At 73.9% G+C, this 26,348-nt stretch carries 28 protein-coding genes; 15 read left to right on the top strand and 13 right to left on the bottom strand.

The annotated features are described in order from the left end of the window. Positions 1–7 precede the first annotated feature (7 nt). On the top strand, positions 8–799 hold the full coding sequence (locus BXA11_RS22755; RefSeq protein WP_083744492.1) for an AraC family transcriptional regulator: 792 nt from the start codon (positions 8–10) through the stop codon (positions 797–799). Between the two features lie 9 nt (positions 800–808). Here BXA11_RS22755 and BXA11_RS22750 read toward each other — a convergent pair whose 3' ends face one another. The 4 genes from BXA11_RS22750 to BXA11_RS22735 all read right to left on the bottom strand — a co-directional run bounded on the left by BXA11_RS22750 (position 809) and on the right by BXA11_RS22735 (position 4,438). Continuing rightward, positions 809–2,398 carry a DUF2079 domain-containing protein gene (locus BXA11_RS22750; protein ID WP_083744491.1) on the bottom strand — a complete coding sequence of 530 codons (1,590 nt, stop codon included), beginning with the start codon at positions 2,396–2,398 and terminating at the stop codon, positions 809–811. Positions 2,399–2,526: 128 nt separating this feature from the next. Beyond that, positions 2,527–3,138: a methyltransferase domain-containing protein gene (locus BXA11_RS22745; protein WP_076437606.1), complete on the bottom strand. Its 612-nt coding sequence runs from the start codon at positions 3,136–3,138 to the stop codon at positions 2,527–2,529. After that, positions 3,135–3,797 (bottom strand): TIGR04282 family arsenosugar biosynthesis glycosyltransferase, encoded by a 663-nt coding sequence (locus BXA11_RS22740; RefSeq protein WP_076437676.1) that lies wholly within the window; start codon positions 3,795–3,797, stop codon positions 3,135–3,137. Before BXA11_RS22740 ends, BXA11_RS22745 begins: the two co-directional genes overlap by 4 nt. Continuing rightward, positions 3,794–4,438 carry a glycosyltransferase family 2 protein gene (locus BXA11_RS22735; RefSeq protein ID WP_030507243.1) on the bottom strand — a complete coding sequence of 215 codons (645 nt, stop codon included), beginning with the start codon at positions 4,436–4,438 and terminating at the stop codon, positions 3,794–3,796. The genes BXA11_RS22740 and BXA11_RS22735 overlap by 4 nt, the downstream gene beginning before the upstream one ends. Positions 4,439–4,730: 292 nt before the next feature. On the opposite strand from BXA11_RS22735, the gene BXA11_RS22730 reads away from it, so the two are divergent. Next, positions 4,731–5,969, top strand: a complete 1,239-nt coding sequence (locus BXA11_RS22730; protein ID WP_083744490.1) for a hypothetical protein — start codon at positions 4,731–4,733, stop codon at positions 5,967–5,969. Between the two features lies 1 nt (position 5,970). Here the strand turns inward: BXA11_RS22730 and BXA11_RS22725 are convergent, their stop codons facing one another. Then, positions 5,971–6,990, bottom strand: a complete 1,020-nt coding sequence (locus tag BXA11_RS22725; RefSeq protein ID WP_076437604.1) for an NAD-dependent epimerase/dehydratase family protein — start codon at positions 6,988–6,990, stop codon at positions 5,971–5,973. Positions 6,991–7,139: 149 nt separating this feature from the next. Between BXA11_RS22725 and BXA11_RS22720 the strand changes: the two genes are divergently transcribed. Together BXA11_RS22720 and BXA11_RS22715 are read left to right on the top strand one after the other, a co-directional pair. Continuing rightward, positions 7,140–8,294: a cellulose binding domain-containing protein gene (locus tag BXA11_RS22720; RefSeq protein ID WP_076437602.1), complete on the top strand. Its 1,155-nt coding sequence runs from the start codon at positions 7,140–7,142 to the stop codon at positions 8,292–8,294. A 79-nt stretch (positions 8,295–8,373) separates the two neighbouring features. Next, complete coding sequence (locus BXA11_RS22715) at positions 8,374–9,657, top strand: cytochrome P450 (RefSeq protein ID WP_076437600.1); 1,284 nt, start codon at positions 8,374–8,376, stop codon at positions 9,655–9,657. On the opposite strand, the gene BXA11_RS22710 is transcribed toward BXA11_RS22715, so the two are convergent. Further along, positions 9,645–10,799, bottom strand: a complete 1,155-nt coding sequence (locus BXA11_RS22710; RefSeq protein WP_030507238.1) for an RtcB family protein — start codon at positions 10,797–10,799, stop codon at positions 9,645–9,647. The two genes, BXA11_RS22715 and BXA11_RS22710, sit on opposite strands and share 13 nt — an antisense overlap. Positions 10,800–10,917: 118 nt before the next feature. Between BXA11_RS22710 and BXA11_RS22705 the strand changes: the two genes are divergently transcribed. Together BXA11_RS22705 and BXA11_RS22700 are read left to right on the top strand one after the other, a co-directional pair. Further along, positions 10,918–11,958, top strand: a complete 1,041-nt coding sequence (locus BXA11_RS22705; protein WP_083744503.1) for a phosphotransferase — start codon at positions 10,918–10,920, stop codon at positions 11,956–11,958. Between the two features lie 171 nt (positions 11,959–12,129). Then, a complete protein-coding gene (locus BXA11_RS22700) occupies positions 12,130–12,564 on the top strand; it encodes a hypothetical protein (protein WP_076437598.1) in 435 nt (144 codons plus the stop codon). A 32-nt stretch (positions 12,565–12,596) separates the two neighbouring features. Here BXA11_RS22700 and BXA11_RS22695 read toward each other — a convergent pair whose 3' ends face one another. Then, a complete protein-coding gene (locus BXA11_RS22695; RefSeq protein ID WP_076437673.1) occupies positions 12,597–12,929 on the bottom strand; it encodes a cupin domain-containing protein in 333 nt (110 codons plus the stop codon). 169 nt (positions 12,930–13,098) lie between these two features. Between BXA11_RS22695 and moaA the strand changes: the two genes are divergently transcribed. From moaA to BXA11_RS22680, 3 genes are all read left to right on the top strand, one after another. Beyond that, complete coding sequence (moaA, locus tag BXA11_RS22690) at positions 13,099–14,088, top strand: GTP 3',8-cyclase MoaA (protein WP_076437596.1); 990 nt, start codon at positions 13,099–13,101, stop codon at positions 14,086–14,088. Between the two features lie 63 nt (positions 14,089–14,151). Beyond that, complete coding sequence (gene mobA, locus BXA11_RS22685; protein ID WP_076437593.1) at positions 14,152–14,772, top strand: molybdenum cofactor guanylyltransferase; 621 nt, start codon at positions 14,152–14,154, stop codon at positions 14,770–14,772. A gap of 11 nt (positions 14,773–14,783) precedes the next feature. Further along, positions 14,784–15,104 carry a DUF6457 domain-containing protein gene (locus BXA11_RS22680; RefSeq protein WP_143734449.1) on the top strand — a complete coding sequence of 107 codons (321 nt, stop codon included), beginning with the start codon at positions 14,784–14,786 and terminating at the stop codon, positions 15,102–15,104. Positions 15,105–15,395: 291 nt separating this feature from the next. On the opposite strand, the gene BXA11_RS44730 is transcribed toward BXA11_RS22680, so the two are convergent. Next, positions 15,396–15,719 (bottom strand): DUF3099 domain-containing protein, encoded by a 324-nt coding sequence (locus BXA11_RS44730; protein WP_036405835.1) that lies wholly within the window; start codon positions 15,717–15,719, stop codon positions 15,396–15,398. An 87-nt stretch (positions 15,720–15,806) separates the two neighbouring features. Between BXA11_RS44730 and BXA11_RS22670 the strand changes: the two genes are divergently transcribed. Further along, positions 15,807–16,022, top strand: a complete 216-nt coding sequence (locus tag BXA11_RS22670) for a dodecin (protein WP_030507230.1) — start codon at positions 15,807–15,809, stop codon at positions 16,020–16,022. A 79-nt stretch (positions 16,023–16,101) separates the two neighbouring features. Here BXA11_RS22670 and BXA11_RS22665 read toward each other — a convergent pair whose 3' ends face one another. Both BXA11_RS22665 and BXA11_RS22660 read right to left on the bottom strand, forming a co-directional pair. Then, complete coding sequence (locus BXA11_RS22665) at positions 16,102–17,484, bottom strand: metallopeptidase TldD-related protein (protein ID WP_076437591.1); 1,383 nt, start codon at positions 17,482–17,484, stop codon at positions 16,102–16,104. Further along, positions 17,481–18,977 (bottom strand): TldD/PmbA family protein, encoded by a 1,497-nt coding sequence (locus BXA11_RS22660; protein ID WP_076437589.1) that lies wholly within the window; start codon positions 18,975–18,977, stop codon positions 17,481–17,483. The genes BXA11_RS22665 and BXA11_RS22660 overlap by 4 nt, the downstream gene beginning before the upstream one ends. A gap of 77 nt (positions 18,978–19,054) precedes the next feature. Here BXA11_RS22660 and fabG point away from each other — a divergent pair, with 77 nt between their 5' ends. The 3 genes from fabG to BXA11_RS22645 all read left to right on the top strand — a co-directional run bounded on the left by fabG (position 19,055) and on the right by BXA11_RS22645 (position 21,709). Beyond that, positions 19,055–19,759: a 3-oxoacyl-[acyl-carrier-protein] reductase gene (fabG, locus tag BXA11_RS22655; protein WP_030507227.1), complete on the top strand. Its 705-nt coding sequence runs from the start codon at positions 19,055–19,057 to the stop codon at positions 19,757–19,759. A 29-nt stretch (positions 19,760–19,788) separates the two neighbouring features. After that, entirely contained in the window at positions 19,789–20,553 is a 765-nt protein-coding gene (gene fabI / locus BXA11_RS22650; RefSeq protein ID WP_030507226.1) for an enoyl-ACP reductase FabI, read from the top strand. 235 nt (positions 20,554–20,788) lie between these two features. After that, the gene (locus BXA11_RS22645) at positions 20,789–21,709 is read left to right on the top strand and encodes a helix-turn-helix domain-containing protein (protein WP_143734448.1); all 921 of its coding nucleotides are present in this window, start codon (positions 20,789–20,791) and stop codon (positions 21,707–21,709) included. A 126-nt stretch (positions 21,710–21,835) separates the two neighbouring features. On the opposite strand, the gene BXA11_RS22640 is transcribed toward BXA11_RS22645, so the two are convergent. The 3 genes from BXA11_RS22640 to BXA11_RS22630 all read right to left on the bottom strand — a co-directional run bounded on the left by BXA11_RS22640 (position 21,836) and on the right by BXA11_RS22630 (position 24,795). Beyond that, entirely contained in the window at positions 21,836–22,501 is a 666-nt protein-coding gene (locus BXA11_RS22640; protein WP_076437585.1) for a DUF2690 domain-containing protein, read from the bottom strand. 154 nt (positions 22,502–22,655) lie between these two features. Next, entirely contained in the window at positions 22,656–23,705 is a 1,050-nt protein-coding gene (locus tag BXA11_RS22635; RefSeq protein WP_076437583.1) for a hypothetical protein, read from the bottom strand. A gap of 151 nt (positions 23,706–23,856) precedes the next feature. Beyond that, positions 23,857–24,795 (bottom strand): aldo/keto reductase, encoded by a 939-nt coding sequence (locus tag BXA11_RS22630; RefSeq protein ID WP_076437581.1) that lies wholly within the window; start codon positions 24,793–24,795, stop codon positions 23,857–23,859. 35 nt (positions 24,796–24,830) lie between these two features. Here BXA11_RS22630 and BXA11_RS22625 point away from each other — a divergent pair, with 35 nt between their 5' ends. Then, positions 24,831–25,649, top strand: a complete 819-nt coding sequence (locus BXA11_RS22625) for an undecaprenyl-diphosphate phosphatase (protein WP_030507221.1) — start codon at positions 24,831–24,833, stop codon at positions 25,647–25,649. Next, complete coding sequence (locus BXA11_RS22620) at positions 25,646–26,347, top strand: histidine phosphatase family protein (protein WP_076437578.1); 702 nt, start codon at positions 25,646–25,648, stop codon at positions 26,345–26,347. The genes BXA11_RS22625 and BXA11_RS22620 overlap by 4 nt, the downstream gene beginning before the upstream one ends. Position 26,348 lies beyond the last annotated feature (1 nt).

The following is a 26,348-nucleotide window of genomic DNA, read 5'->3' as shown; positions in this document are numbered from 1 at the left end:
CCGAGTCATGTCGGCAACCCGCCAACCCGTGCGCCAACCCGCCCCCCAACCCGCCCGCCAACCCGCGCGCCATCCCGCCGGCGGCGGCGCGTCCCGCGTGCCGCTGGCCCACCGCGAGCGCATCGACTGGCACGACCACGCCTCGCACCAGCTCATCCACCCGCACCGCGGGGTGCTGCGGATCTCGACCCCGATCGGCGACTGGGTGGTGCCGCCGCACCGGGGCGTGTGGATACCGGCAGGGGTCGCGCACGCGCACGAGGCGTACGGGCCGACCGAGATGCGGGCGCTGGTCTTCGACCCGTGGGTCAACCCGCTGCGGCTGGACCGGCCCACGGTCCTGGCGATCACGCCGCTGCTGCGGGAGGTGGTGGTCGCCCTGACCGGCGACGACGAGCCGACCGCGAGCCGGCGGGCCAACCTGGAACGCGTGCTGCTCGACCAGCTCCGCGAGGTCGAGGCGCTGCCGCTGTGCCTGCCGACGCCGTCCGACCCCCGGCTGCGCGACGTGGCCGCGATCCTCGAGGCGGATCCGGCGGACGGCCGGACGCTCGCCGAGCTGGGCGCAGTGGTGGGCGCCTCCGAGCGCACGCTCAGCAGGCTGTTCCGCGCGGAGACCGGCATGAGCTTCCCGCAGTGGCGCACCCAGCTGCGGCTGCACCGCGCGCTCATCCTGCTGGCCGGCGGCCGGTCGGTGACCTCGACGGCCGCCGCCTGCGGCTACAGCGGCCCCAGCGCGTTCATCCAGTCGTTCAAGCACGCCTTCGGCACGACCCCGCACGCGTACGTGCGCGGGTGAGGCGGCCGGCTACGGCCGGGTGAGCACCACGTAGCCGGCCTCCCGGAACACCACCCGGTAGCCCCGCGCCCGCAGGGCCTCGACCCGTGCGACCTGCGCGCGGAGCGAGCCGAAGGGGAACGTCCTGGCCCCCACGTCGGCGGCGACCCACGGCGCCCCGCGCGGCGTGCGGTCCCACAGCAGGGTCCGCGTACGCGGCGACAGGGCCGGGGCGAGGGACCCGGCCGCCTCGACCAGCACGCCGTCGGGCACGGCCGCGACGGCGCGTCCGGCCGCGCGGGTCCGGGCGGTCTCGGCGTAGAAGGAGGGGGTGAACAGCGCGCCGAACGAGAAGAACGGCACGAGCGCGACCGAGGTGGCGAGCACGAGCACCGCCCATGCCCGCACGAGCCTTCCGGCCCGTTCCGGGAAACGGGCGGCCACCCGCAGCGCCCCGTCGATCCCGGCGGCGAAGACGATTGCGACGACGAAGGCCGTGTAGTGGTATCGCGGCGTCCACCAGTTGGGGTAGGTGCTGGCGAGCAGCCGTTCCAGCAGCGGCGGCAGCAGGGCCAGGCCCAGCGGGGACAGCACGGCGGTGAACAGCACGGGAGCGAGCGTCAGCACGAGCGTGCGCAGCTTCAGCGGCGGATCGGCGAGCAGCGCGACGACGTCGCCGGGCCGCGTGACCGCGTGCACCGCGGCACGGCGCAGATCCGGGCCGAGTGTCCAGTACGCCCAGTAGTAGCCGGCCCTGCCGCCGAAGTGCGGGATGAGGACCCGCGTCGCCACCAGCGTCGCGGCGAGGCCGACGGCGACGAGCAGCGCGCCCAGCCACCGGTCGCGGGGGCGGGACAGGAGGAACAGCCCGAACCCCGCGAGCAGCAGGCCCATGTCCTCCTTCACCAGCAGGAGTGCCAGCCCCGCGAGGACCGCGGCCCCCCTGCACCCGGCCTGGTGACGCTCCAGCATGGCCGCCGTGAGCAGCGGCGCGAACGCCACCTCGTGGAAGTCGAAGGCCACGGCCTCGGTGATCGGCCACGACATGGCGTAGGCGACCGCGACCGGATAGGCGACGCGCCGCCCCGCCGAAACCGTAACCGCCGAGGAGGCGCGGAAGGCGTACGTCCACACCAGCGGGATCGACAGCGCAAGCAGCACGGCCTGCGCGACGAGCAGGGTCGCCGGCCCGTCGTGGATCCAGTAGAGCGGCGCCAGCAGCGCGAGCGCAGGAGACCAATGGTCGCCGAGCACGCAGAACCCCGGCCCGAAGCCGTTGTGCACGCCCTTCAGCATCGAGACCGGTGCCTGGAGACGCGCGTACGACCGGATCGCCTGGTCGAAGATCACCAGGTCGTACGCGCCCGCCCGGAACCGCGCCAGCGTCACGCACGAGTAGAACGCGTAGAGCGCCGCCGCCACGACGGTGAGGGTTGCGACGCGGACGAGGTCCCTGCGAGGCAGCCTCCCGGTGACGAGGCTCCCGGTGACGAGGTTCGGGGTGACGAGGTTCGGTGTGACGAGGTTCGCGGTGAGGCCGTTCCCGTCGACGGGGTCGCCGCGCCGCGCCCGCCACCGTCGTGCGACCGTCCGTGCGGCCGCGCGCGCGATCCCCGCCATCCGTCCCGTTCGCTTCCGCCTGCTCCCTGCGGCAGCCTATCCGTGCAGGTACGGCGCGGCCGGGAACCGGCGTGTGACCGGCGGACGTGCCGTCCCGGGACGGCCGGCACGGCGAGCCTTGCCCTGGTTCAGCCCAGGACCGAGAACCAGCGGCCGGCCTCAGTCCACACCTCCGCAGGGCGGAAGCCGGTGCGCGCGGCGAGCGGCCCGATGTCGGACACGCTGACCCGCGCCCAGGCGAACCAGCCGGTGACCCTGCCCTCCCTGCGCAGCCGCACCCGTTCCGCACGGGTCGCGGCGCCGGGCGGATCGAGCTCGGCGACGACCTCGCCGCCGGGACGCAGCAGCTCGCGGACCCGGCGCAGCAGTGCGTCGGGGTCGCCGCCGATGCCGATGTTGCCGTCGGCGAGCAGCACCGTGCCCCAGCGGCCGGCGCCGGGCACGTGCCCGAACACGTCACGGCAGAGGGCGCGCCCCCCGGCCAGGCGGGTGAGGCGGACGGCCCGGGGGGTGACGTCGATGCCGAGCGCTCGCACCCCGCGCCTGGTCAGCGCCACGGTCAGCCGCCCCGGTCCCGAGCCCACGTCGAGTGTGGGGTCGGCGCAGCGGGCGAGCATGGCCTCGTCCCCCTCGGCGTCGTGGAGCCAGCGCCACGCCTCCAGCGGCCACGTGCCGCCGTCGGCCGACTCGACCTCGACCCGCGCGCCGTCCAGCGACTCGGCGTAGAGGGGCCCGATCACGCCGGGACGTCCGCGCCGAGGGCCGCCAGCGTCGCCGCGAACCGCGAGGAGGGGATTCGCGCGGCCACCGCGCGCGCGTCCGCGGCGGTGTCCACGTCGGTCAGCTCGGGCAGCAGGGCGGCCCGCACGCCCGCGGCACGGATCCGCTCCATCAGCAGCGCCCCCGTGTCAGGCCGGGACATCGGCAGCCCGGCCAGCAGGGCGGGGTCGGGCGTGCGCTGCCCGAGCAGCCAGAACCCGCCGTCGGCGGCCGGGCCGACCACGACCTCGTGCCCGTCCAGCAGCCGTCCCGCCTCGGCCAGCAGTGCGGGGGTGACCTGAGGGGTGTCCATGCCGATCAGCACGACCGGGACCGGAAGGGCCGTCCACGCGTCGGCGAAGGCGGCGGCCAGCCGTGCGGCCAGGTCGTCCCCCCGCTGGGCGACCACGTCGTACCCCGCGGGCAGCCAGGGCCCCGGCTCGCCGAGCAGGGCCAGCACCCGCCGCGCGGCCGGGGCGGCGGCGACGGCCGACAGCGTGTCGCGCAGCGCCGACTCCGCGAGCGCGGCGGCCTCCCGCGCGGTGAAGGCCGGCGTGAGCCGGGTCTTCACGGTTCCCGGCACGGGCGCCTTGGCGATGACGACGAGCTGCGCCGCGGTCCCGCTCGTGGCCGGCGTCACGCCGCCCGCCACATGTCGCGCACCGTACGCACGGTGCCGCGGACGGTCCCCGTCACCTTCGAGTGGCCCACCCGCGGCAGGTAGTCGACGTCGACCTCGCCGATGCGCCAGCCCGCCTCGCTCGCCCGCAGCACCATCTCCAGCGGGTAGCCGAACCGCCGGTCCCGCAGGCCCAGGGCCAGCAGGGCCGTACGGCGGGCCGCGCGCATCGGGCCGAGGTCGTGCAGCGGCGCGCCGGTGCGGCGGCGCAGCCGCCAGGCGAGCACCCGGTTGCCCAGCCGGGCGTGCGCGGGCCACGCTGACGCGGTGACGGGCCTGCGCCGGCCCAGGACCAGGTCGGCGGCGCCGCTCACCACCCCCTCCGCGACGTACGGGATCTGCCGCGGGTCCAGGGACGCGTCGGCGTCCATGAAACACACGACGGGGGCGGTCGCGGCCTCCAGGCCCGCGTGGCACGCGGCGCCGAAGCCCGGCCTGGGCTCGCTCACCACGAGCGCGCCGTGCCGGGCGGCGACCTCGGCCGACCCGTCGGTGGATCCGTTGTCCACCACGATGGCGCGGCAGCCGTCCGGCATGCGGCCGAGCACCCAGGGCAGCGCCGCCGCCTCGTCGAGGCAGGGAAGCACCACATCGATCTGCATGTCGCAGAAGTTAGAGCCGCGGGGGCCGCCGAGTTCTTACGAAGTGACTACGGGGCGCCCGGAGGGCGTGGACGGCTTCACCGGCCCGCCTACGGTGGCGGTCGTGAGAGCACGGCAGGGGGCGTCGGCGGCAAGTCAGGGAGCGCCTGCGGCACGGCAGGGGGCGTCGGCGGCAAGTCAGGGGGCACCTGCGGCACGGCAGGGGGCGTCGGCGGCAGAGCGGGGAGCGCCTGCGGCGCGGCGACGGGCACTCACGGCACGGCAGCGGGCGCTGGCCGGATGGGCTGTCCTGGTGGCGGGCGCGTTCGCGGTGGGCGGCCTGCTGCACGCCCGCGGGGTGCTGCGCATCGACCACCTCCCGCCGCTGCACGCGCTGGCGCGCCTGCCCACGCCCGCGCTGCTTCCGGCCGTGGCCTTCGCCGCGGTCGCGGTCCCCGTGCTGCCCCGGCTGACGGCGCATCTGCCGATGCGCGCGGCGCTGGCGGCGGCCTTCGCCGCGTCGCTCGCGTGGACGGTCCTGCTGGCGATGTCGGGGGAGGGGCTGGCGTGGCCGTTCACCCACCCGCAGGAATACCTGGCCGGGCTCGGGGCCGTGGGCGACGACCCCCTCGGCTGGCTCGCCGGGTTCACCCGGGACCTGCCGGCCTATCCCACGCACGTGCGCGGCCATCCGCCGCTGCCGGTGCTGGTGCTGTGGGCGCTGGCGGCCGCCGGGCTGCCCGGGCCGTTCTGGGCCGCCGTCCTCGTGGTCGTGACGGGGTGCTCGGCCACGGCCGCGATCGGCCTGACCGTGTGGCGCGTCGCGGGGGAGGACGCGGCCCGGCGCGTGCTGCCCTACCTCGCCCTGTGCCCGGCGGCGGTGTGGATCGCTACGACCATGGACGCGTTCTTCGCGGGCGTGGGGGCGTGGGGGACGGCGCTGCTGGTGCTCGGCGCGCGGAGCCGGGCGGGCCGGGTGACGCTCGGCCTCGGCGCGGGTGTGGCACTGGGCGCGCTGCCCTACCTCAGCTACGGCCTGGTGCCCTACCTGCTCGTCCCGCTCGTCGCGGCGGTCGCCGTGGGAGTGCCGCGGGCGACCGTGGCCGCCTGCCTGACCGGGATGGCCGCGGTGAGCGCCCTGTTCGCCGCCGGAGGGTTCTGGTGGCCGGCCGGTGTGCTCGCCACCCACGCCGAGTGGGCGGCCGACCCCGGCGCGGCCCGGCCGTACCTGTACTTCCTGGTCGCCAACCTGGCCGTGCTCGCCCTGGTGACGGGCCCGGCCGCCGCCGCCGGGCTCGTGGCGCCGGGACGGGCCCGCGACCGGATACTGCCGCTGGCGGCCGGGGTCGCGGTGCTCGCCCTCGACGTCAGCGGCGTCACCAGGGGCGAGGTGGAGCGGATCTGGCTGCCGTTCGCCCTGTGGGTCGCGGCGGCGGCCGGGCGTGCGGGGGCCGGGGGTACGGGAGCCGGGCGTGAGGGAGACCGCCGCCTGCTCGCCGCGCAGGCGGTGCTCGGCCTGCTGCTGCAGGGGTTCGTGAGATCTCCCTGGTGATTCAGCCGGCCGTCGCCAGCGGGGCGTGGGCGAACTCCCGCATGCCGTCGGCGAAGCGGATCCGCGCCCGGAAACCCAGGTCGGCCGCGGCGCGGTCCGGGGAGGCCACGATGTGCCGGACGTCGCCCAGCCGGTAGCGGCCGGTGACCTCGGGGGCCGGTCCGCCCCGCGCCGCGCTGAGCGCGTCCGCCAGGTCGCCGATCGAGTGGGGCTCGCCGCTGGCCACGTTGTACGCGCGGAGCCGGCCGGGCGGGGCGGACTCCAGCGCGCCGAGCGCCGCGAGGTTGGCCGCCGCGACGTCGCCGACGTGGACGAAGTCCCTGCGCTGGCCGCCGTCCTCGAACACCAGCGGCGCCCGCCCGGCCTCCAGCGCGGACCGGAAGATCGCGGCCACCCCCGAATAGGGGGTGTCGCGCGGCATCCCCGGCCCGTACACGTTGTGGTACCTCAGGGCGACCGCAACGCCGCCGGTTTCGCGGGCCCAGTTGGCGGCCAGGTGCTCCTGGGCGAGCTTGCTCGTGGCGTACGCGTTGCGCGGATCGGGCGGGACGTCCTCGTCCACGGTCCCCGGCGCCAACGGGCGCCCGCAGCGCGGGCACACCGGCTCGAACCGCCCGGCGGCCAGGTCCTCCTCGGCCCTGGGGCCGGGGCGCCGGCGGCCGTGTTCCGCGCAGTCGTAGACGCCCTCGCCGTAGATCACCATGGACGACGCCAGGACCAGCCGGGAGACCCCGTGCCGCGCCATCGCGGCGAGCAGCACCGCGGTCCCGAGCCCGTTGACCGACACGTACTCCGGCAGGTCGGACACGTCGACGCCGAGGCCGACCTTGGCCGCCTGGTGCACGACGGCGTCGGCGCCGTCGAGCGCGCGGGCGACGGCGTCCTCGTCCCGCACGTCACCCTGCGTGACGTCCTCGCCGCCGCGCAGGTCGAAGCCCCGCACCTCGTGCCCGGCGTCGCGCAGCAGGGAGGCGACGCCGCTCCCGATGAAACCGGCCGCGCCGGTGACCACGATCTTCATCCCGCCACGCTAGCGACGGCCCGCCACGCTGAAAGTTTCAAGTTCCTTACGGGTCGACCGGCACGGATGCGAGCGGGCTTTGACGGGCCCGCCCCGGCGATCGATGATCCGGGCGATGTCGTCGGCGGATCGTCCCGGAGAGGTGGCTCGTGTCCAGACTGTCGTGGCCGGCCGCGTGGACCGCGGCGGGCGCCGTGGCCGCCGCGCTGCTGGCGGCCAACATCGCCGCGCCACCCGTCCTCGCGACGAGTGTGACGACGGCGTACGCCGCTTCCGCGGCCTCGGGCGAACCCACGCCGCAGCCGACGGCGAGCGGCCCGGCGGGGACGGACACCACACCGCCCACGACCCCCGGTGAGGTGCGGGCCTGCCCGCCGCCGCTGCCCACGGGAGGCACGCCCCAGGGTGTGGTCGGCCTGTGCTGGACGGCGTCCGCAGACGACGTCGGCGTCACCGGCTACGAGGTCTACCGCCTCACCGCGGACGGCTTCGTCAGGGCGGCCGCCCCCACGAGCACGATGACCGTCGTCTCCGGCCTGACCATCGGCCGGACCTACACGTTCTACATCGTGGCCAAGGACGCCGCGGGCAACACCAGCAGGCCCACCGCGCCGTTCAGCACCTCGGCGGTCACCGGCATGTCCGTGTCGCCGAGCCCCGGCACGGGCGACACGACGCCGCCGACCAGGCCGACCGGGATGCAGGCCAACTGCCTGCCCGACTTCAAGGGGACGTCGTTCTGCTGGACCCCGTCGACCGACGACGTCGGGGTGACGGGCTACGACGTCTACCGGCGCACCGACACGGCCTGGATCCCGGTGGGCACACCCATCGGCACGTACTTCACCGAGGGCAACCTCGTCACCGGCCAGTCGTACGTCTACTTCATGGTGGCGCAGGACGCCGCGGGCAACCTCAGCCTGCCGTCCGACCTGGTGACGGCCACGGCGTCGGGCGGCTACCCCACCTACACGCCGCCCCCGGTCAGCTGCAAGATCGAGTACACCGCGTGGTCGTGGAGCGGCGGCTTCTCCGCCAACGTGAAGATCATCAATTTGGGTCAGACGCCGATGAACAACTGGACGCTGCGCTTCGTCCTCCCCGACGCGGGACAGAAGGTCGCCAGCGGCTGGTCGGCCACTTGGTCGCAGTCCGGCAAGGACGTCACCGCCGCGGCCATGCCGTGGAACTCGGTGATCCAGGGCGGCGCGTCGGTGCAGATCGGCTTCAACGGCACACTCACGGGCGCCAATCCCGATCCCACCGGCTTCACGCTGAACGGCGGCACCTGCATCAGGGGCTGACCTCCGACGCCCGTCCGGCCCCGGCCGGACGGGCGTCCGTCCGCCGTTTCCGGCGGACGGACGCGGGCAGTCAGGACATATGCCGCTGCTCGACACCACGCTGCTCCTGCTGCTCGAGGGCTATGCCTGGCTGCCGGCCCGCTGGCGGGAGACCCAGGGGGAGATGGTCCACACCCGGCTGATGGGCCAGCACGCCGTCGTGCTGCGCGGGCCGGACGCCGTCCGCTTCTTCTACGACGACGACCACGTCCAGCGGGCTCCCGCGCTGCCCGAGCCGATCAAGAGCACGCTGTTCGGCCACGGCGCGGTGCACACGCTCGACCAGGCCGCGCACCGGGCGCGCAAGGGCATGTTCATGTCCCTGATGACACCGGAAAGCGTCGCCGCCCTGGTCGGTGAGACCACCGCGGCCTGGGACGCGGCGGTGGCGACGTGGCCGGACAGGGGCCACGTCGTGCTCTTCGACGAGGCCGCACGCGTCATCACCCGGGGGGCGTGCCGGTGGGCGGGCATCCCGCTCACCGAGGAGGAGACCGGGCCCCTCGCCGCCGACCTCGTCGCGATGGTCGACGGCTTCGGGTCGCCGGGCCCGCGGCACTGGCGGGCCCGCGCCGCCCGCAGGCGCCGCGAGGCGTGGCTGGCGGGACTGGTCGAGGACGTGCGGCGCGGGGCCCTGCGGGCGCCGGACTCCTCGGCGCTCGCCGTGGCCGCCCGCCACCGGGAACCCGACGGGGAACCGCTCGCCCCCCGGATCGCCGCGGTCGAACTGCTCAACCTCGTGCGTCCCACCGTCGCCGTGAGCTGGTTCGTCACGTTTGCCGCGCACGCGCTGCACTGCTGGCCGGTCACCCGCGTCCGCCTGGCCGAGGACGCCGACGGCGCGTACGCCGAGGCGTTCGCGCATGAGGTGCGGCGCTTCTACCCCTTCGCGCCGTTCGTGGCGGGCAAGGCCGTCAAGGACCTCACCTGGAAGGGCGAGCAGATCCTGGCCGACTGGCTCGTGCTGCTCGACGTCTGGGGCCAGAACCACGACCCGGCGCTCTGGCCGAACCCCTGCGCGTTCGACCCACGCCGCTTCATCGGACGCGAGATCGGCCCGTACGACCTGATCCCGCAGGGCGGGGGCGACCCGGCGACCGGTCACCGGTGCCCGGGCGAGCCGGTCGCCGTGGGCCTGCTGGAGGCCCTCGCGCCGCGGCTGGCCCGGCTGGACTACACCGTGCCGGAGCAGGACCTCACCATCTCGCCCTACCGGATCCCGGCCCGGGTGGCGAGCGGCTTCGTCCTGCTGCCGGCCGGGGCGGCCGCGCCCCCCGAGACGGCGGGGGCGAAACGACCGCGCCCGGCGGTTCACCCCTTGTAGTTGAAGACCTGGCGCAGCGTGTGCCGGACCTCCACGAGGTCCTTCTGGTCCGCCATCACCTGGTCGATCGGCTTGTACGCCTCGGGGTGCTCGTCGACCAGGGCGGCGGCCCGGTCGGAGTTCCAGGTCCGGCCGCGCATCGCCTCCCTGAGCGAGGCCGGCGACAGCTCGCGCTTCGCCCGGCTCCTCGACATCCTGCGCCCCGCGCCGTGCGAGCAGGAGTTGTACGACAGCGGGTTGCCCCGCCCGCGGACGATGTAGGAGCGGGTGCCCATCGAGCCCGGGATCACGCCCTCGTCCCCGGTGTCCGCCTTGATCGCGCCCTTGCGGGTGATCCACAGCTCCTTGCCCTGATGGGTCTCCAACTGCGTGAAGTTGTGGTGGCAGTTGATCGTCCGGACCCGGGCGCCGGCGCCGGCCACGCGGAACAGCGCGTCGCCCAGCACCTTGTCCATCCGCGCCCGCGAGGCCATCGCGTAGCGCTGCGCCCACAGCATGTCCTCGATGTACGCCGTGAACTCCGCGGTGCCCTGGGTGAAGTAGGCGAGGTCGTAGTCCTCCATCCCGATTCCCAGGCTCCGCATGAGCCGCTTCGCGCCGTTGATGTGCGCGGTGGCGAGCTGGTTGCCGATCCCGCGCGAGCCGGAGTGCAGCACGGTCCACACCCGGTCGCGCTCGTCGAGGCAGACCTCCACGAAGTGGTTGCCCGAGCCGAGGGTCCCGAACTGGCAGGCGACGGTGTTCTCCTGCTTGGGCGTCAGGCCGGTGTGCGGCCGGCCCAGGTCGCCGAGCGCGCGGTCCACCGCGCGGTCGTCGTGCCCCTTGCCCACGCCCGCCGGGATGCGCCGCTCCACCAGCCGCATCAGCGGGTCGAGCGAGTCGGGCAGGTCGGCGGCCGTGAGCGTGGTCTCGGTCGCGACCATGCCGCAGCCGATGTCCACGCCGACGGCGGACGGGATGATCGCGCCCTCCGTCGGGATGACGGAGCCGACCGTCGCGCCGATGCCGACGTGCGCGTCCGGCATGAGCGCGACGTGACCTGGCACGAACGGCAGGCGCGCCGCCCGGGCGGCCTGGTCGATCGTCCCGTCGTCGATCTCGCTCGCCCAGGACAGCAGCTTCGGGGCGATGTGCTTCGGCATGGTGGAAACTCCTCCTTCGTCGAGATCCACTGTGCCGGGCGCCAGGCTGGAATCCCAACCGAATATCGCGGCGGAAAGTCGTTTGCCGCCCTACCCGCCCGTCGCCCATCATGCCGGGATGAGCGACGAATCCCAGGACCTCGGTGGTCCGGACGAGGGGGAGCGTCGTCGCCTCGGTGACGACGGCCCGCCCCCGCCCGCCGGCGGCGTACGACTGCCGTGGACCGCGGTGCCCGCGCACCTGCGGCTGGCCGTCGAACGGCACCTCGGGGACCGCGTGACCGAGGCCGTCACCCAGCCCGGCGGATTCTCCCCGGGCGTGGCGGCCCGCCTGCGGCTCGCGGGCGGGGGCAGGGCCTTCGTCAAGGCGGTCGGGCCCGAGCCGAACCCGATCAGCCCCGGCATCCACCGGGCGGAGGCCCAGGTGGCCGCCGCGCTGCCGGCCACGGCGCCCGCGCCCCGGCTGCTCGCGTCCTTCGACGAGGACGGCTGGGTGGTCCTGCTGTTCGAGGACGTCGAGGGCCGCACGCCGGCCCAGCCCTGGACGGCGGCGGAACTCGACCTCGTGCTCGGCGCGATGACCGAGCTGGCCGAGTCGCTCACCCCCGCTCCCGTGGCGGTGCCGCCGGCCGGTGAGCGGTTCGCGGAGGAATTCCAGGGATGGCGGCGCCTGGCCGCCGGCCCGGACGGCCTCGGCTTGGGCGGCCTCGGCGGGGACGGGCCCGATGCCGCGTGGGCACGGCGGCACCTGGACCGGCTGGCGGAGCTGGAGGCGGCCTGGGACCGGGCGGTGGAGGGCGACACGCTGGCCCACGCCGACCTCCGGGCCGACAACCTGCTGCTCACCGCGGACGGTCGCGTCTACGTGGTGGACTGGCCCTGGGCGTGCCTGGCGGCTCCGTGGTTCGACCTGCTCGGGATGCTCCCGAGCGTGGTCATGCAGGGCGGGCCGCGGCCCGCCGAGGTCTTCGACCGCCATCCCGTCGCGGCGAAGGCGGACCCCGATGCGGTCACCGCGGTCCTGGCCGCGGTGACCGGCTTCTTCCTGCAGCGGGGAAGCCTTCCCGCGCCGCCGGGCCTGCCCACGCTCCGCGCGTTCCAGCTCGCGCAGGGCCGGGCGGCGCTGGCCTGGCTGCGGCGACGGACCGGCTGGAGATGACCCCCGCGGCCGTGCCGTGAGCGGACCTCGCCGGCACGTGACCCTGGATGGGGAACCGGCGAGCACGCGTGGAACCCTGGGCGAGGGCGGCGGAAGTCATGACAAGTGAGGCGGCTCACCGGAGCCCGGCCCCCGCTCCGCCGGTTTCGCGCGTGCGAGAGGAGAGCGGGAATGAACTCCGCCTCGGCCGCTGTGGGCGGTGCGGCCACCTTCGTCTGGCTCGGGATGGTGCTGGCGATCTCCTTCCTTGAGGCGCCGCTGAAGTTCCGTGCACCGGGGGTGACGATTCCAATCGGGCTCGGCATCGGCCGGCTCGTCTTCCGGGCGCTCAACGCCGTCGAGGCCGTGCTGGCGGTCGTCGTGATCGTGGTGGTCGCCACCGGATCGCCCGGCACCGCCGCGGTCGCGCTCACGGCGGTCGCCGCGGTCGTCCTGGTGATCCAGATCGCGGTCGTACGCCCGCCGCTCAACCGCAGGTCGGACCGCGTCCTGTCCGGTGAGGACCCGGCACGGCACAGGTCGAGGGCGCACCTCTACTACGTCGCGCTGGAGATCGTGAAGGTCCTGTCGCTGCTCGCCCTGGGCTGCGTCCTCCAGGCCGCTTAGCGGCTTCTTCCGCCCGCGGCCGCGGCCCGCGCTCAGGGGCGTTTGACGACGGTGAGCAGGACCGCGCTGTCCTCCACGGCGTCGAGCGCGTGCCGTTCGTCCGGGATGGTCAGCAGGTCGCCGGAGCGCCCTTCCCAGGAGGCGTCGCCGCTGCTCAGCCGTACATGACCGTGCAGCACCAGAAGGGTCGCCTCACCCGGGCTCTCGTGCTCGGCGAGGTCGGTCCCGGCCATGAGGGCGAGCAGCGTCTGGCGCAGCGCCTGCGCGTGGCCGCCGTGCACGGTGTCGGCCGCGCGCCCGCTGGAGGCGGTGGCGGCGCGTTCGAGTAGTTCCCTGGCACGCGTGTCGAGAGAGATCGGCTCCATGCCCATCAGTCTGCCCCGCGCCGCGCCCGTCGTCCGGGAAGGGCGATGGCCGCGCCGGAGACGGATGCGTTCCGTCCGGAGTGGGGGAATCACGCAGGGACGACCGAGGTTGTGGTCATCGTGACGGCAGGGCTTAGGCTTGAGGCTCTCTGGGGTTGGAGGTCCTCTCGTGCTGGTTGACTCGTTCGGCCGGGTCGCGACCGATTTGAGGGTGTCGCTGACCGACCGGTGCAACCTGCGGTGCGCGTACTGCATGCCGCCCGAGGGCCTCGACTGGCTGCCCAAGCCCGAGCTGCTCACCGGCGAGGAGATCGTCCGCCTGGTGACGATCGGCGTGGAGCGGCTCGGCATCAGGGAGGTCCGCTTCACCGGTGGCGAGCCGCTGCTGCGGCGGGAGCTCCCCGAGATCGTGGCCGCGACCGCCGCGCTGCGCCCGCGTCCCCAGGTGTCGCTGACGACCAACGGCATCGGCCTGACCCGCCTCGCGGAGCCGCTCGCGCGGGCCGGTCTCGACCGGGTCAACGTCTCGCTGGACACGCTGGACCGCGACGTGTTCGTCCGGCTGGCGCACCGCGACCGGCTCCGCGACGTGCTGGACGGGCTCGCCGCGGCCAGCGCGGCGGGCCTCACGCCGGTCAAGGTCAACGCGGTGCTGATGCGCGGCGTCAACGAGCACGAGGCCGCGCCGCTGCTGCGTTACTGCCTCGACCAGGGATACGAGCTGCGCTTCATCGAGCAGATGCCGCTCGACGCCCAGCACGGCTGGCGCCGCGACGACATGATCACGGCCGACGAGATCCTCGGCCTGCTGAAGGACTCCTTCGACCTGACCGAGGACGACCCGCGCGAGCGGGGCAGCGCACCCGCCGAGCTCTTCCTGGTGGACGGCGGCCCGCACCGGGTGGGCGTGATCGGCTCGGTCACCCGGCCGTTCTGCGGCGCCTGCGACCGCGTCCGGATCACCGCCGACGGCCAGGTCCGCAACTGCCTGTTCGCCACAGAGGAGTCCGACCTGCGTACGGCGCTGCGCTCGGGCGCCACGGACGAGGAGCTGGCGGCGCGATGGCTCGCGGCGGTGCGGGGGAAGAAGGCCGGGCACGGCATCGACGACCCCGCATTCCTCCAGCCGGCCCGCCCGATGTCGGCCATCGGCGGCTGACGGAGCCACCGGAGAGCCCGAGAGAGTCCGAGAGAGCCGCGAGAGGGAGTCCAGGGAGCACCCGTGCGTCCCCGTTCCGAAGCCGGCGCCGGTGAGGCGGCCTGCCCGCCGCCGTACGACGCCGTGATCCTGGCGGGCGGCCGGGCCGAGCGGCTCGGCGGGGCGGACAAGCCGGGTGCGCTCGTCGGCGGGCTGCCCCTCGTCGAGCGGGTGGCGGCGGCGGTCGGCGACGCCCGCGCGGTGGTCGTGGTGGGCCCGCCCAGGGACATGCCGGGCGTGCTGTTCACCCGTGAGGACCCGCCGGGCGGCGGGCCGGTGCCGGCGCTGCGCGCCGGGCTCGCCGAGGTGACGTCCCCGCTGGTCGTCCTGCTCGCGGCCGACCTGCCGTTCGTCGTCGCCGGTCACGTCAGGGCGCTCCTGGCGGCCGTGCCCGAGGACGGCGCGGGGGCGGTGCTCGTGGACGACGAGGGCCGTGAGCAGTGGCTCACCGGTGCGTGGCGTACGGCCGCTCTGAAGGACGCGCTCGGCGCGTACGAGGGGCGGTCGCTGCGCGGGCTGCTCGGCCCGCTGGGGCCGGTGCCCGTACGCCCGCCGGTGGCGCCCGGGGAGACCCCACCGTGGTTCGATTGCGACACCGTCGACGATCTCCGCGCGGCCCGCGAGCGGGCCGGAGGGCGCGGGTGAAGGGAGAGCGCGTGAACGTGCTGGAGGAATGGACGGCCCTGGTCTGCCGCGAGCTGGGCATCGATCCCGCCCGGGTGGACAGGACCGCGGTGCTCGACCTGACCAGGGATGTGGCGCACGGAGTGGCGCGGCCCGCCGCCCCGCTGACCGCCTACCTGATGGGGCTGGCGCAGGGGGCCGGCACCGCGCCGCCGGATGTGGTGGAGCGGCTGTCCCGGATGGCGAAGGACTGGGCGGGGGCGGACACGGAGGCGGACACGGGGGCGAACGCGGGGGCGAACGCGGGGGCGAACGCGGAGACGCGGGCGGCTGCTGACACGTCCGAGTCCTGACACCGGCTTCCACGGCCCCGGCGCGCCGCATGGAGGGGAAGGGCGGGCGCCGGGGGCCGTTCGGCGGAAGGGCCGTCCCCACCGGGGACGACCTCGACGGCCGGTCCGTGAGGCCCGTGTGAACTCTGTGGAAAAAGGGCGACGCCGGGTGGTTACGGGGGCAAACCACCCGGCGCCGCTTCATCGGCGTTCCGACGGGGGCCCGGAACGCCGGCACCAGCGCTCCGACGGGGGACCAGAGCGCTTGGCTAAACTGTACACCTCCAACCCATGGGTTGCGTCAAGACTTTGTCACGACCCGATCTCGCGTCGATGGCGTGGTATCTCGTTTTGGTTAGACGAGGTCAAGTCAGGGGGCGGAGGAGGCTCGTGACCTCTCTGATTGGCCCCGATAACGGCAAGGTATGGCAAAAGAACGGCCCCACCGACGAACAGGGCCTTGACGGGCCACGGGGCCGGCACCGCCACCGCCAGAATGAGGCACACGAGCCGGATGCCCATCTTGATGAGGTAGCTGATCTCCCGCTTGCGCACGTCGTCGGTCAGCGACGGCTGAGCGTCCGTCACCTGGTGAACGACCGGGCGGTCTTTTCGCAACCTGCGCCATGGATTCACGATTTCCACGGTAGACCCCGAGGGAGGCGGGGGTGACGCCCGCACGGCGATACGATCACGCGAGAGACGCGCAGGCAGGAGGACGTGATGTCGGACCGGACCTATCGGGTGACCGAGATAGTGGGCACCTCGGCGGAGAGCGTCGACCAGGCGATCCGCAACGGCGTCAGGCGGGCCGCCCAGACGCTGCGGCATCTCGACTGGTTCGAGGTGACCGAGGTGCGCGGGCACATCGAGGACGGCGAGGTGGCCCACTTCCAGGTCGGCATGAAAGTCGGCTTCCGCCTCGAGGACGCCGAATAGGACCGGTGTTCGCGAGTGCTCGGCGCCCGCGACGGCCGGTGCCGGACCGCGGCTGGAACCCGCGCGTGGTGACCGTTTCCTAGCTGGCCTGGCTGACCGTCGACATGTTGAAGTCGGGCACCCGGACCGGCGGCATGACGGCGCGGGTGAACCAGTCGTTCCACTCGCGCGGGAGCGTCTGCTCGCTCGGGCCCACCTCGCTGAGGCGGCCGAGCAGGTCGACCGGCGACTCGTTGAACCGGAAGTTGTTGACCTCGCCCACGACCTCGCCGTTCTCGACCAGGTAGACGCCGTCCCTGGTCAGGCCGGTCAGGAGCAGCGACTGCGGGTCGACCTCGCGGATGTACCACAGGCAGGTCAGCAGCAGACCACGCTCGGTCGAGGCGATCATCTCCTCCAGCGAGCGGCCGCCCTCCGGTCCTGTCATGATCAGGTTGTCGATCTGCGGGGTGGTGGCGAGCCCGGTCAGCTCGGCGGAGTGCCTGGTCTGCACGAGGTTGGCCAGCGTGCCGTCGCTGATCCACTCGGTGTGGTCCAGCGGCAGGCCGTTGTCGAAGACCGACTGCTCCCGGCTGGAGGCGTGCGCGACGACGAACGGCGTGCACTCGACGCCGGCCCGCGCCGGTTCGCTGCGGAGGGAGATCGGCAGCGTCGAGAGCCGCTCGCCCACACGGGTGCCGCCGCCGGGCCGGGAGAACACCGTGCGGCCGTCGGCGGCGTCCCGCGCGCCGGCCGACCAGTACAGGTAGATCATCAGGTCGGAGACCGCCGTCGGCGGCAGGAGCGTCTCGTAGCGGCCCGGCTCCAGGCTGATCCGCCGCTTGGCCCAGTCGAGCCGCCGGGTGAGCGTATCGTCCAGGGCGGCCACGTCCACGTCGGTGAAGTCACGGGTGGCCACGCCCGTCCACGCCGAGCGCGTCATGTCCGTGGACTTGGCGTTGAGTTCGAGCCGACCGGTCGGCTGGTCGTGACGCAGCCGCAGGCCGGTGGACGAGCCGACGAACGTCGAGGTCATGCTGTGCTCGGCGAAGCCGTACAGCCTGCGTCCCGAGGCGTCGGCGGCGGCGAACGCCTCGCCGAGCGCGGGCGCGAACCCCCCGAACACGTCGATGGAGGTCGGCTCCACCGGGCGTTCCCAGCCCTCCCCGGCGGCGCCCTCCACCAGGGGCCGGGCGTCCTCCGACGGCCGGGCCTCCCGCGCGGCGCGGTCCGCCGCGGCCACCACGTCGGCCAGCTGGCCGGCCCGTACGGCGGAGCGCGAGACGACCCCCACCCCGGCGCCCACGACGGAGATCACCGTGAGCCGGGAGGAGCGCGCGACCCCGTTGGTCGTCAGCGTGTTGCCGGCGAAGCGCAGATTGGCGGTCGAGCCCTCGTCCACGATGACGACGCAGCCGTCGGCCTCGCTCAGCGCGAGCGCCCGCTCCACCGTCTCCTGCGGTGTGGTCACCCGGTCGCTCACTTGCTGCCACCCTCCTGGACGGTGTTGAGGATCCGTACGCCGCGGAACAGGGCCGCCGGAGCGCCGTGACTGACCGGCGCGACCTGGCCCGGCTGGCCCTTGCCGCAGTTGAAGGCGCCGCCGAGCACGTAGGTCTCCGGGCCGCCGACGGCCTCCATGGAGCGCCAGAAGTCCGTCGTGGTCGCCTGGTAGGCCACGTCGCGCAGCTGCCCGGCCAGGCGGCCGTTCTCGATCTTGTAAAACCTCTGCGCCGTGAACTGGAAGTTGTATCGCTGCATGTCGATCGACCAGCTCTTGTCGCCGACGACGTAGATCCCGCGCCCGACCCGGGAGATCAGCTCGTCGGTGGAGGGGCCGCCGGCGGCGGGCTGGAGCGACACGTTGGCCATCCGCTGGATCGGCACGTGGCCGGGGGAGTCGGCGAACGCGCAGCCGTTCGACCGCCCGAGGCCCTTCAGCAGCGCCATCCGCCGGTCGAGCTGGTAGCCGGCCAGCGTGCCCTCGCGGACGATGTCGAACGACTGGCCGGCCACGCCCTCGTCGTCCCAGCCGACGGTGGCCAGGCCGTGCTCGACCGTGCGGTCGCCGGTCACGTTCATCACGGGCGAGCCGTAGTGCAGGCTGCCGAGCTGGTCGAAGGTGGCGAAGGAGGTGCCGGCGTAGGCCGCCTCGTAGCCGAGCGCCCGGTCCAGCTCGGTCGCGTGGCCGATCGACTCGTGGATCGTCAGCCACAGGTTCGACGGGTCGACCACCAGGTCGTACGGCCCGGCCTCGACCGAGGGCGCCTTGAGCTTCTCGTCGAGCAGGTCGGGGATCTCGGCCAGCTCGGCGGGGAAGTCCCAGCCGGTGCCCGTCAGGTACTCGTACCCCCGGCCGACCGGCGGGGCCAGCGTGCGCATGTCGTCGAACCGGTCGCCGTCGGCCCGCATCGCGGTCAGAACGGGGTGCAGCCGCACACGCTGCTGCGTGGTGACCGTGCCCGCCGTGTCGGCGTAGAACTTCTGCTCCTTGACCTGCATGAGCGAGGCAGAGACGTGGTCGACCCTGCCGAGCAGGCCGGACGACCACTCCGCGAGCAGCGCCGCCTTGTCCGGCAGCGGCACGTCGAACGGGTCGACCTCGTAGGCCGACACCCAGGTCACGTCGTCGTACACCGGCTCGGGGGCGAGCTCCACCGGCTCGCGGTTGATGGGCGCGCTGACCGCCGCCACCCGCACGGCCTCCTCGGCCGCCAGGACCGCCGCCTCCGGGGTCAGCTCGATCCCGGACGCGAAGCCCCAGGTGCCGTCCTTGATCACCCGTACGGCGAAGCCGAGGTCGTCGGCGTCCGAGGACCCCTCGAGCCGGGCGTCGAACAGGCGCAGCGTCTCGGCGCGCACACGTTCGAGCCGGAACGAGGCGTGCTCGGCTCCCAGGTCACGGGCGCGCTGCAGGGCCGCGTCCGCCAGCCGCCGCAGCGGCAGGGCGAGGAAGTCGGGGTCGATCTGGCGCATGTCCACGATCCTAACCCTGTGATCTTGTGCCCTGCGGACAAGTGGACTACCCCCAAGTAGCCGATACGGTCGGTCGCATGGTTCGCTCTGTTCTCGTCACCGGCGGAAATCGCGGCATCGGCCTCGCGATCGCCCGCGAGCTCGCCGCCGCGGGAGACGCCGTCGCCGTCACCTACCGTTCCGGCGAGCCCCCGGAGGGGCTGTTCGGAGTTCGCTGCGACGTGACGAGCTCCGCCGACGTCGACGCCGCCTTCGAGAAGGCCGAGGCCGAGCACGGCCCGGTCGAGGTCGTCGTCGCCAACGCGGGGATCACCAAGGACACGCTGCTGCCGATGATGAAGGAGGAGACCTTCACCGACGTCATCGACACGAACCTGACCGGCGCCTACCGCGTCGCCAAGCGGGCCGTGCGGCCCATGCTGCGCCTGCGGCGCGGGAGGATCATCCTGATCTCCTCCGTCGTCGGCCTGTCCGGTTCGGCCGGTCAGACCAACTACGCCGCCTCCAAGGCCGGCCTGGTCGGCTTCGGCCGGTCGCTGGCCCGCGAGCTCGGCTCGCGCGGCATCACGGTCAACGTGGTCGCGCCGGGGTTCGTGGAGACCGACATGACCGCGGTGCTCGACGAGGCGCAGCAGGAGCAGATCCGCAAGAGCATCCCGCTCGGGCGGCAGGCGCAGACCGAGGAGATCGCCCGGGTCGTCAGGTTCCTGGCGAGCGACGACGCCTCTTACATCACCGGGGCGGTCATCCCCGTCGACGGCGGCCTCGGCATGGGCCACTGAGCCGGACACCCGACTGACTGGAGCTGGACATGGGTTTGCTGGACGGGAAGCGACTGCTGGTCACCGGCGTCCTCACCGACGCGTCGATCGCCTTCAACGTGGCGAAGCTGGCCCAGGAGGAGGGCGCCCAGGTCGTGCTGACCGGCTTCGGCCGCCTCAGCCTGGTCGAGCGCATCGCCAAGCGGCTGCCCGAGCCGCCGCCGGTGATCGAGCTGGACGTCCAGAACAACGAGCACCTCGACACGCTCGCCGACCGCGTCGGCGCGCACATCGACGGGCTGGACGGGATCGTCCACTCGATCGGGTTCGCCCCGCAGTCCTGCCTGGGCGGCAACTTCCTCAACACCTCCTGGGAGGACGTCGCCACGGCGGTCCACGTCTCGACGTACTCGTTCAAGTCGCTCGCCGTCGCGTGCCTGCCGCTGATGAAGGAAGGCGGCTCGATCGTCGGCCTGGACTTCGACGCGACCAAGGCGTGGCCGGTCTACGACTGGATGGGCGTGGCCAAGGCCGGGCTGGAGTCGTGCTCGCGCTACCTCGCCCGCGACCTGGGCGCGCACGGCATCCGGGTCAACCTCGTCGCCGCCGGCCCGCTGCGCACGATGGCGGCCAAGAGCATCCCCGGGTTCAAGGAGTTCGAGGACTCCTGGCCGGAGCGCGCGCCGCTCGGCTGGGATCTGGCCGACACCGGCCCCGCCGCGAAGGCGTGCGTCGCGCTGCTGTCCGACTGGTTCCCCGCCACCACCGGTGAGATCGTCCACGTCGACGGCGGCGTGCACGCGATGGGCGCCTGACGACACCCTGCTCACGACATCCCGCCTCCCGCATCAGGCGGGCTCACGGGCCGCGGCCGGCGAATCTTGCCGCGGCCCGTCGCTGCGCTTAGCATCTGGGCGTGTCTGCCGCTCGCGGTTCTCCGCAGTCGGCATGAGCCGTCAGGCACGAGCGTGATGCCCGGGCTTCCCCGTCCCCGTGCGCCTTGGACGGCGTCGCCCGCGGCGACGTGGCCGTCGAACTCGTGTGGGGACCATGGGACGACCAGAGCGCGACCTCAGCCCGGAGGAAGGGCCTGTGCAGGCGTTCGCCGTCGCGCTGCGGCGGCTGCGCGAGGATGCCGGGTCGCCCACCTACCGGGCCCTCTCGGAGAGGGCGCACTACTCGGCCACGGTGCTGTCGCGGGCCGCGGGCGGCCGCGTCTTCCCGAGCCTGGAGGTCACCCTCGCCTTCGTACGGGCCTGCGGAGGCGACGAGGACGCGTGGGCGCGGCGCTGGCATCGGGTCAGCGAGGAGATCTCGGGGCGAGCGGAGGAACCGCCGGTACCCGCCGAAGACGGCGGCGGGCGCGCTGGCGGCCCTGATGCAGGGCCGGACGCCGGGCCTGAGGCGGGGGCGGGGGCTGGGCGCGGCAGCCTCGCGGGCTGGGTGCGGCGGCGCGGGCGCCTGCTCGTGGCCGTGGTCGTCGTCGTGGTCGCCGGCGGAGTGGCGCTGGGCGCCGCCGCGCGCGGCGTGGGGCTCGCGCCCGGCTGGACCTCGCGTAACCAGCACGTCATCGACCGGGCGGGGGATGGGAGCCGGGCCGAGGACATGGACGGCGACGATCCCCGGGCCCGGGGGTGCGGGCGCGACCTCGAGATGATCGACACGCTCGACGCCGTCCCGCTGAACCTGCCCGACGGCACCCGCTTCGGGACGCTGCGGCTGCGGCGCAGTCCCGACTGCGACACGGCCTGGGCCTCGGCGTACTTCGACAATCCCCGCCTCTACACGGTGTGGCTCGCCGCGCATCGTCCGGCGGACAACGCCCAGGTGCGTTCCCAATGGCAGAACAACACGCCGCCGGGCGCCTACGGGGACATGCTCTCCCTCGCGCGCGGATGCGTCTGGGTGGAGGGCTGGGTGGTCGCAGGGCAGAGGGAAGGACCCCACGCGAGAACCCGCTGCGCCCGCTGACCCCGCACGTTCCGCTCACCAGGTCGCCGCGCGCTGGTCCCGCGGCCTCCCGTCCACCGTCCCCGCGCCCGCTCCCCCCCCGCACCGGGCGGGGCGCGGCCGCGGGACCGCCGGCCCGCGGCGGGCTCAGCCTCGGGCCCAGGCGGAGGCGATGTCCGGCGAGGTGCCGCAGCACAGCGCGTACGCCGTCGCCTCCACGTCCTTCGCGTAGAGCTGGTCGGAGTACGCGGTGCCACCGCGCGTCGCGTAGGTCTCGGTGCAGTCGCCGGAGCCCTCGCCCCGGCACACGAGAACCCGCACGGGCGCGCTGCGCCCCTTGTCGAGCGTGACCCGCGACCAGTTGGTCCCGCACCGAGGGGAGTACCGCAACTCGACGGTGGCGCCGGCGGGCCGCGTGGCCCGTCCGCGGCTGTCGTGATACCAGAGCGGCGAACTCACCACGGTGTACGCCCCGTCGGCGCAGCGGCTCCCGATCGGGTCGGTCCCGTCACACGTCTGCGCGCTCTTCCTCCCCCGGTCGCACAGCGTGTCGGAGACGCGGGGCGGGAGCTTGGCGGTCCCGCCGCGCGGAATGTCGTCGGGCCGCACCGCGCCGGTCCGGCCCGACGCCGACCTGGACGCCGATCCGGACACCGACCCCGATCCGGACGCCGACCCCGATCCGGACGCCGACCCCGACCCCAGCCCCGGCCCGTCTCCCGATCCAGCGGCCGCGCCGGTCGCCGTCGTCGTCAGCACGACGGCCGCCGCCGCCAGGGCGGCAAGCGCCCTGAGGGCGATGCTCCATCTCATCCCGAGCTGCTCCTTCCGTGGCCCCGGGCACCTGTCGGTGCCACCACGGCATGGATAACCCGGCCCGAAGTTGATGCGCGATCGTCCGGCCAGGGTTCGCATCAACCCATCAAATCGGCACGGCGCAGATCGGGCCGGTGCCCCAACGTCGCCCTCAGGCGAGCCGGTGGCGCCCGGCCTTCCCCGGCAGCCGCAGGCCGCCCTCGAAGGGGATCGACTCGTTCGGCTCCTGCTGCCCCGCGCGGGCCCGCCGAGCCGAGACCACGCGGGTGGCGAGCAGCGCCGAGAGCAGCAGGACCGCGGTGAGCGCCGTTCCCGCCGCGTCATACGACCTATGGGCCCGCGTGCGCGCGCCCGTGGGGTCGCCGTGCAGCTCCGGCAGCTCGGGCATCTTCTGCCCGGGCCAGAGGAGGGGGATCACGCCGTCCTCGTCCGGGTCCACCTTCGCCGCGCGGCCCGTCTCCAGCGCGTCGTCGCGCGCCGCGACCAGACGCGGCCGGTAGGGCTCGGGAGAAAGGGTTCCCTCGGGCGTCATGGAGGCCTTGGGCCGTGTCGTCTTCTTGCCGGCCGTCCCCGTCTGCCCGGCGCTCCTCGCGCCCTCGTCGCTCTCGTGGGACGCGCAGCCCTCGCCCGCGACCAGGGGCAGGCAGGTGTCCTCGACCGCGCGGGTCAGCCCGTCGGTGAGCTTCTGGATGCTCGGGGCAGGGCTGTGCGTGGCTCCGGATCCGCCGCCCGTCAGCGCTCCCGCCGCTCCGTCCACTGCTTCCGCCGCGCCGCTCACCGCTTCCTTCACGCCGCTCACCGCGCCCGTCGCTCCGCCCGCGGTGTCCGCCGATCCCGCCGCTCCGGACGAGGTGTCCGTCGCACCGGTGAGCGTCCGGCCGGCCGTGTCGACCGCCTTTCCGACGTCGTTCACCGCCGTGCCCGCGGCTTCGGTGGTCGTCTTCAGGGTGTCGTCCACGGTCTTCGTGACCGGCGCCGTCAGGCCACCGGTGGCCTTGTCCGCGACGTCGGTGACGCCGTCGGCCAGTCCGCCCACGCCGTTCACCAGGGAGCAGACGCCGCCGGTGATGCCCGAGACCAAGCCGCCGTCTCCTGTGCAGTCGAACGCCTGTGCCGGGGATGCGGCGAGAGGGAGGCCTCCGGCCAGGGTGATCGCGAGAGCCCCGGCGGAGATCGCGGAGGCCTTGCCTACGATCCCCATGTGTCCCCTTCCGCAGTGCTCTGGTCCATCCCCCGACATACCCGCCACTCTTCGCCCGAGCGCGGGGTTATGCAGTAGAAAGTTGCAGTTCGGTATCGATGTGTGATACGTGAGGACGATTCTCGTTCGCCTCGCACGCTCGGCGCGGCGGTCAGGGGTCGGAGACGTCGTCCAGGGCCTCGCGGATCTCCCAGGGCAGGGTGAGCTTCTCGGCCTGCAACACGCCGAGCAACTGCGCGTGGGTGCGTGCGCCGACGATCGCCGACGACACGCCCGGGCGGTCGCGCACCCAGGCGAGCGCCACGGCGAGCGGTGACGCGCCGAGCCCCTCGGCCGCCGTGGTCACCGACTCCACGATGCTGCGGCACCGTTCGTCGAGGTACGGCCGGACGAACTCGGCGAAGTGCGGAGTGGCGGCGCGGGAGTCGGCGGGGATGCCGGTGCGGTACTTCCCGGTCAGCACGCCGCGTCCCAGCGGCGACCAGGCGAGGACCCCGGCGCCCACGTGCCCGGCGGCCGGCAGCAGTTCCTCCTCGGCGTCCCTGGCCAGCAGGGAGTACTCCACCTGCGCCGCGACGATCGGGGCCCGGGAGGCGCCGCACCGCTGCCAGGTGGCGGCGGCCGCGAGCTGCCAGCCGGTGTAGTTGCACACGCCCGCGTAGGCCGTACGCCCGGTGGAGACGGCGTAGTCGACGGCTGCGAGCGTCTCCTCCAGCGGCACTCGGGGGTCGAACGCGTGGAGCTGCCACAGGTCGACCTCCTCCAGGCCGAGCCGGGCGAGGGAGGCGTCGAGCGCGCGGATGAGGTGACGGCGGGAGGCGTCGCGCTCGCCGCCGTGGGTGAGCACGGCCTTGGTGGCGATGACCAGCTCAGAGCGCGGCACCACGTCGCGGATGAGCCGGCCGATCAGGCGCTCGGCGTCGCCGCCGCCGTACACGTCGGCGGTGTCGATCAGCGTGCCGCCGGCCTCGGCGAAGGCGGTGAGTTGCGCCGTCGCCTCCTCGGCGGAGGTGTCGCGGGCCCAGGTCATCGTGCCGAGCCCGATCCTGGACACCGACAGACCGCTGCGCCCGACTAGTCGCTGGTCCATGGTGCGGACAGACTAGCCGATAGGCTGTCCGCACCATGGACGTACTACAGGCGATCGTGCTCGGGCTCGTGCAGGGCCTCACCGAGTTCCTGCCCATCTCCAGCTCGGCCCACCTGCTGATCGTGCCCAAGCTGGCCGGATGGGGCGACCCCGGTGCGCCGTTCACCGCGGTGATCCAGCTCGGCACCATGCTCGCGGTGCTCATCTACTTCTGGCGCGACATCGTCCGGATCACCTGGGCCTGGCTGCGCAGCCTCTGGACGCCGGAGCTGCGCGGCGACCTCGACGCGCGCATGGGGTGGTACATCGGCCTGGGCACGATCCCGATCGGCGTCGCCGGCCTGCTGTTCAAGGACGCGATCGAGGGCCCGGCCCGCAACCTGTGGTTGAACGCGGTCATGCTCATCGTCTTCGGCCTGCTGCTGCTCGTGGCCGATCAGATGGGCCGCAAGAAGAAGGAGGTCGCCGACCTCAACATGCGCGACGGCCTGATCGTCGGCGCCTGGCAGATGCTGCCGCTGATCCCCGGCGCCTCCCGCTCGGGCTCGACGATGACCGGCGCGATGTTCCTCGGCTACACGCGCGAGGCGGCCGCCCGCTACTCCTTCCTGCTGTCGATCCCGGCGGTGATCCTCTCGGGGCTGTTCGAGCTGCGGCACGTCGGCGACGGCGGCGGCCCCCCGGTCGTGCCGACCCTGATCGCGACCGTCGTGTCGTTCGTCGTCGGGTACGCCTCGATCGCCTGGCTGCTGCGCTACGTGGCGCGCCACTCGACCATCGTCTTCGTCGTCTACCGCGTCTTCGCCGGAACGTTCCTCCTCACCCTGCTGGCCCTCGGAGTGGTGCAGTCATGACGACCGTCCTCCTCGTACGGCACGGCCTCACCGCGATGACCGGCCCCGTGCTGGCCGGCTGGACCCCCGGGGTCCACCTCGACGAGCGCGGCCGGGAGCAGGCGCGCGCCGTGGCGGAACGGCTCGCGCCCCTGGAGCTGGACGCCATCGTGTCCAGCCCGCTGGACCGGTGCCTGGAGACCGCCGCCGCCATCGCGCAGGGCCGCCCCGTCTCGGTGCAGACCGACGACAGGTTCGGCGAGTGCGGCTACGGCGACTGGACGGGCAGGCCGCTGAAGGAGCTCGCCGAGGAGCCGCTGTGGCGGGTGGTGCAGGCCCATCCCAGCGCGGCGGTCTTCCCCGGCGGCGAGGCCCTGGCGGAGGTGCAGAACCGGGCCGTGCGGGCCGTACGCGACTGGAACGAGCGGCTCGGCGAGAAGGCCACCTATCTGGTCTGCAGCCACGGGGACGTGATCAAGGCGATCGTGGCCGACGCGATGGGCCTCCACCTGGACCAGTTCCAGCGGATCACGGCCGACCCCGCGTCCGTCACGGTGATCCGCTACACCCCCCTGCGTCCCTTCCTGCTCAGGGCCAACGACGTGGGCGGGGGAGTGGCCAACCTGGTGCCCCCGCCGGAGGTGTCGGAGGACGAAGACGGGGGAGAAACCATCACCGGAAGCGATGCCGCCGTCGGCGGCGGACCCGGGACCACATAAG

This window comes from Microbispora rosea (assembly GCF_900156315.1).
GTDB classification, from domain to species: Bacteria; Actinomycetota; Actinomycetes; order Streptosporangiales; family Streptosporangiaceae; genus Microbispora; species Microbispora rosea.
This window is presented reverse-complemented; position numbering and strand designations above follow the sequence as displayed.

What these genes read in the sequence shown, in the direction of transcription:
- BXA11_RS22715 (WP_076437600.1), top strand. Translation starts at nt 8,374, where the DNA reads ATGCCGCTGCTCGACACCACGCTGCTCCTGCTGCTCGAGGGCTATGCC.
- BXA11_RS22620 (WP_076437578.1), top strand. Translation starts at nt 25,646, where the DNA reads ATGACGACCGTCCTCCTCGTACGGCACGGCCTCACCGCGATGACCGGC.
- BXA11_RS22735 (WP_030507243.1), bottom strand. Translation starts at nt 4,438, where the DNA reads ATGCAGATCGATGTGGTGCTTCCCTGCCTCGACGAGGCGGCGGCGCTG.
- BXA11_RS22695 (WP_076437673.1), bottom strand. Translation starts at nt 12,929, where the DNA reads ATGGAGCCGATCTCTCTCGACACGCGTGCCAGGGAACTACTCGAACGC.
- BXA11_RS22630 (WP_076437581.1), bottom strand. Translation starts at nt 24,795, where the DNA reads ATGGACCAGCGACTAGTCGGGCGCAGCGGTCTGTCGGTGTCCAGGATC.
- BXA11_RS22700 (WP_076437598.1), top strand. Translation starts at nt 12,130, where the DNA reads ATGAACTCCGCCTCGGCCGCTGTGGGCGGTGCGGCCACCTTCGTCTGG.
- BXA11_RS22705 (WP_083744503.1), top strand. Translation starts at nt 10,918, where the DNA reads ATGAGCGACGAATCCCAGGACCTCGGTGGTCCGGACGAGGGGGAGCGT.
- fabI (WP_030507226.1), top strand. Translation starts at nt 19,789, where the DNA reads ATGGGTTTGCTGGACGGGAAGCGACTGCTGGTCACCGGCGTCCTCACC.
- BXA11_RS22625 (WP_030507221.1), top strand. Translation starts at nt 24,831, where the DNA reads ATGGACGTACTACAGGCGATCGTGCTCGGGCTCGTGCAGGGCCTCACC.
- BXA11_RS22660 (WP_076437589.1), bottom strand. Translation starts at nt 18,977, where the DNA reads ATGCGCCAGATCGACCCCGACTTCCTCGCCCTGCCGCTGCGGCGGCTG.
- BXA11_RS22750 (WP_083744491.1), bottom strand. Translation starts at nt 2,398, where the DNA reads ATGGCGGGGATCGCGCGCGCGGCCGCACGGACGGTCGCACGACGGTGG.
- BXA11_RS22710 (WP_030507238.1), bottom strand. Translation starts at nt 10,799, where the DNA reads ATGCCGAAGCACATCGCCCCGAAGCTGCTGTCCTGGGCGAGCGAGATC.
- BXA11_RS22725 (WP_076437604.1), bottom strand. Translation starts at nt 6,990, where the DNA reads ATGAAGATCGTGGTCACCGGCGCGGCCGGTTTCATCGGGAGCGGCGTC.
- BXA11_RS22635 (WP_076437583.1), bottom strand. Translation starts at nt 23,705, where the DNA reads ATGGGGATCGTAGGCAAGGCCTCCGCGATCTCCGCCGGGGCTCTCGCG.
- BXA11_RS22755 (WP_083744492.1), top strand. Translation starts at nt 8, where the DNA reads ATGTCGGCAACCCGCCAACCCGTGCGCCAACCCGCCCCCCAACCCGCC.
- BXA11_RS22645 (WP_143734448.1), top strand. Translation starts at nt 20,789, where the DNA reads ATGGGACGACCAGAGCGCGACCTCAGCCCGGAGGAAGGGCCTGTGCAG.
- fabG (WP_030507227.1), top strand. Translation starts at nt 19,055, where the DNA reads ATGGTTCGCTCTGTTCTCGTCACCGGCGGAAATCGCGGCATCGGCCTC.
- BXA11_RS22640 (WP_076437585.1), bottom strand. Translation starts at nt 22,501, where the DNA reads ATGAGATGGAGCATCGCCCTCAGGGCGCTTGCCGCCCTGGCGGCGGCG.
- BXA11_RS22670 (WP_030507230.1), top strand. Translation starts at nt 15,807, where the DNA reads ATGTCGGACCGGACCTATCGGGTGACCGAGATAGTGGGCACCTCGGCG.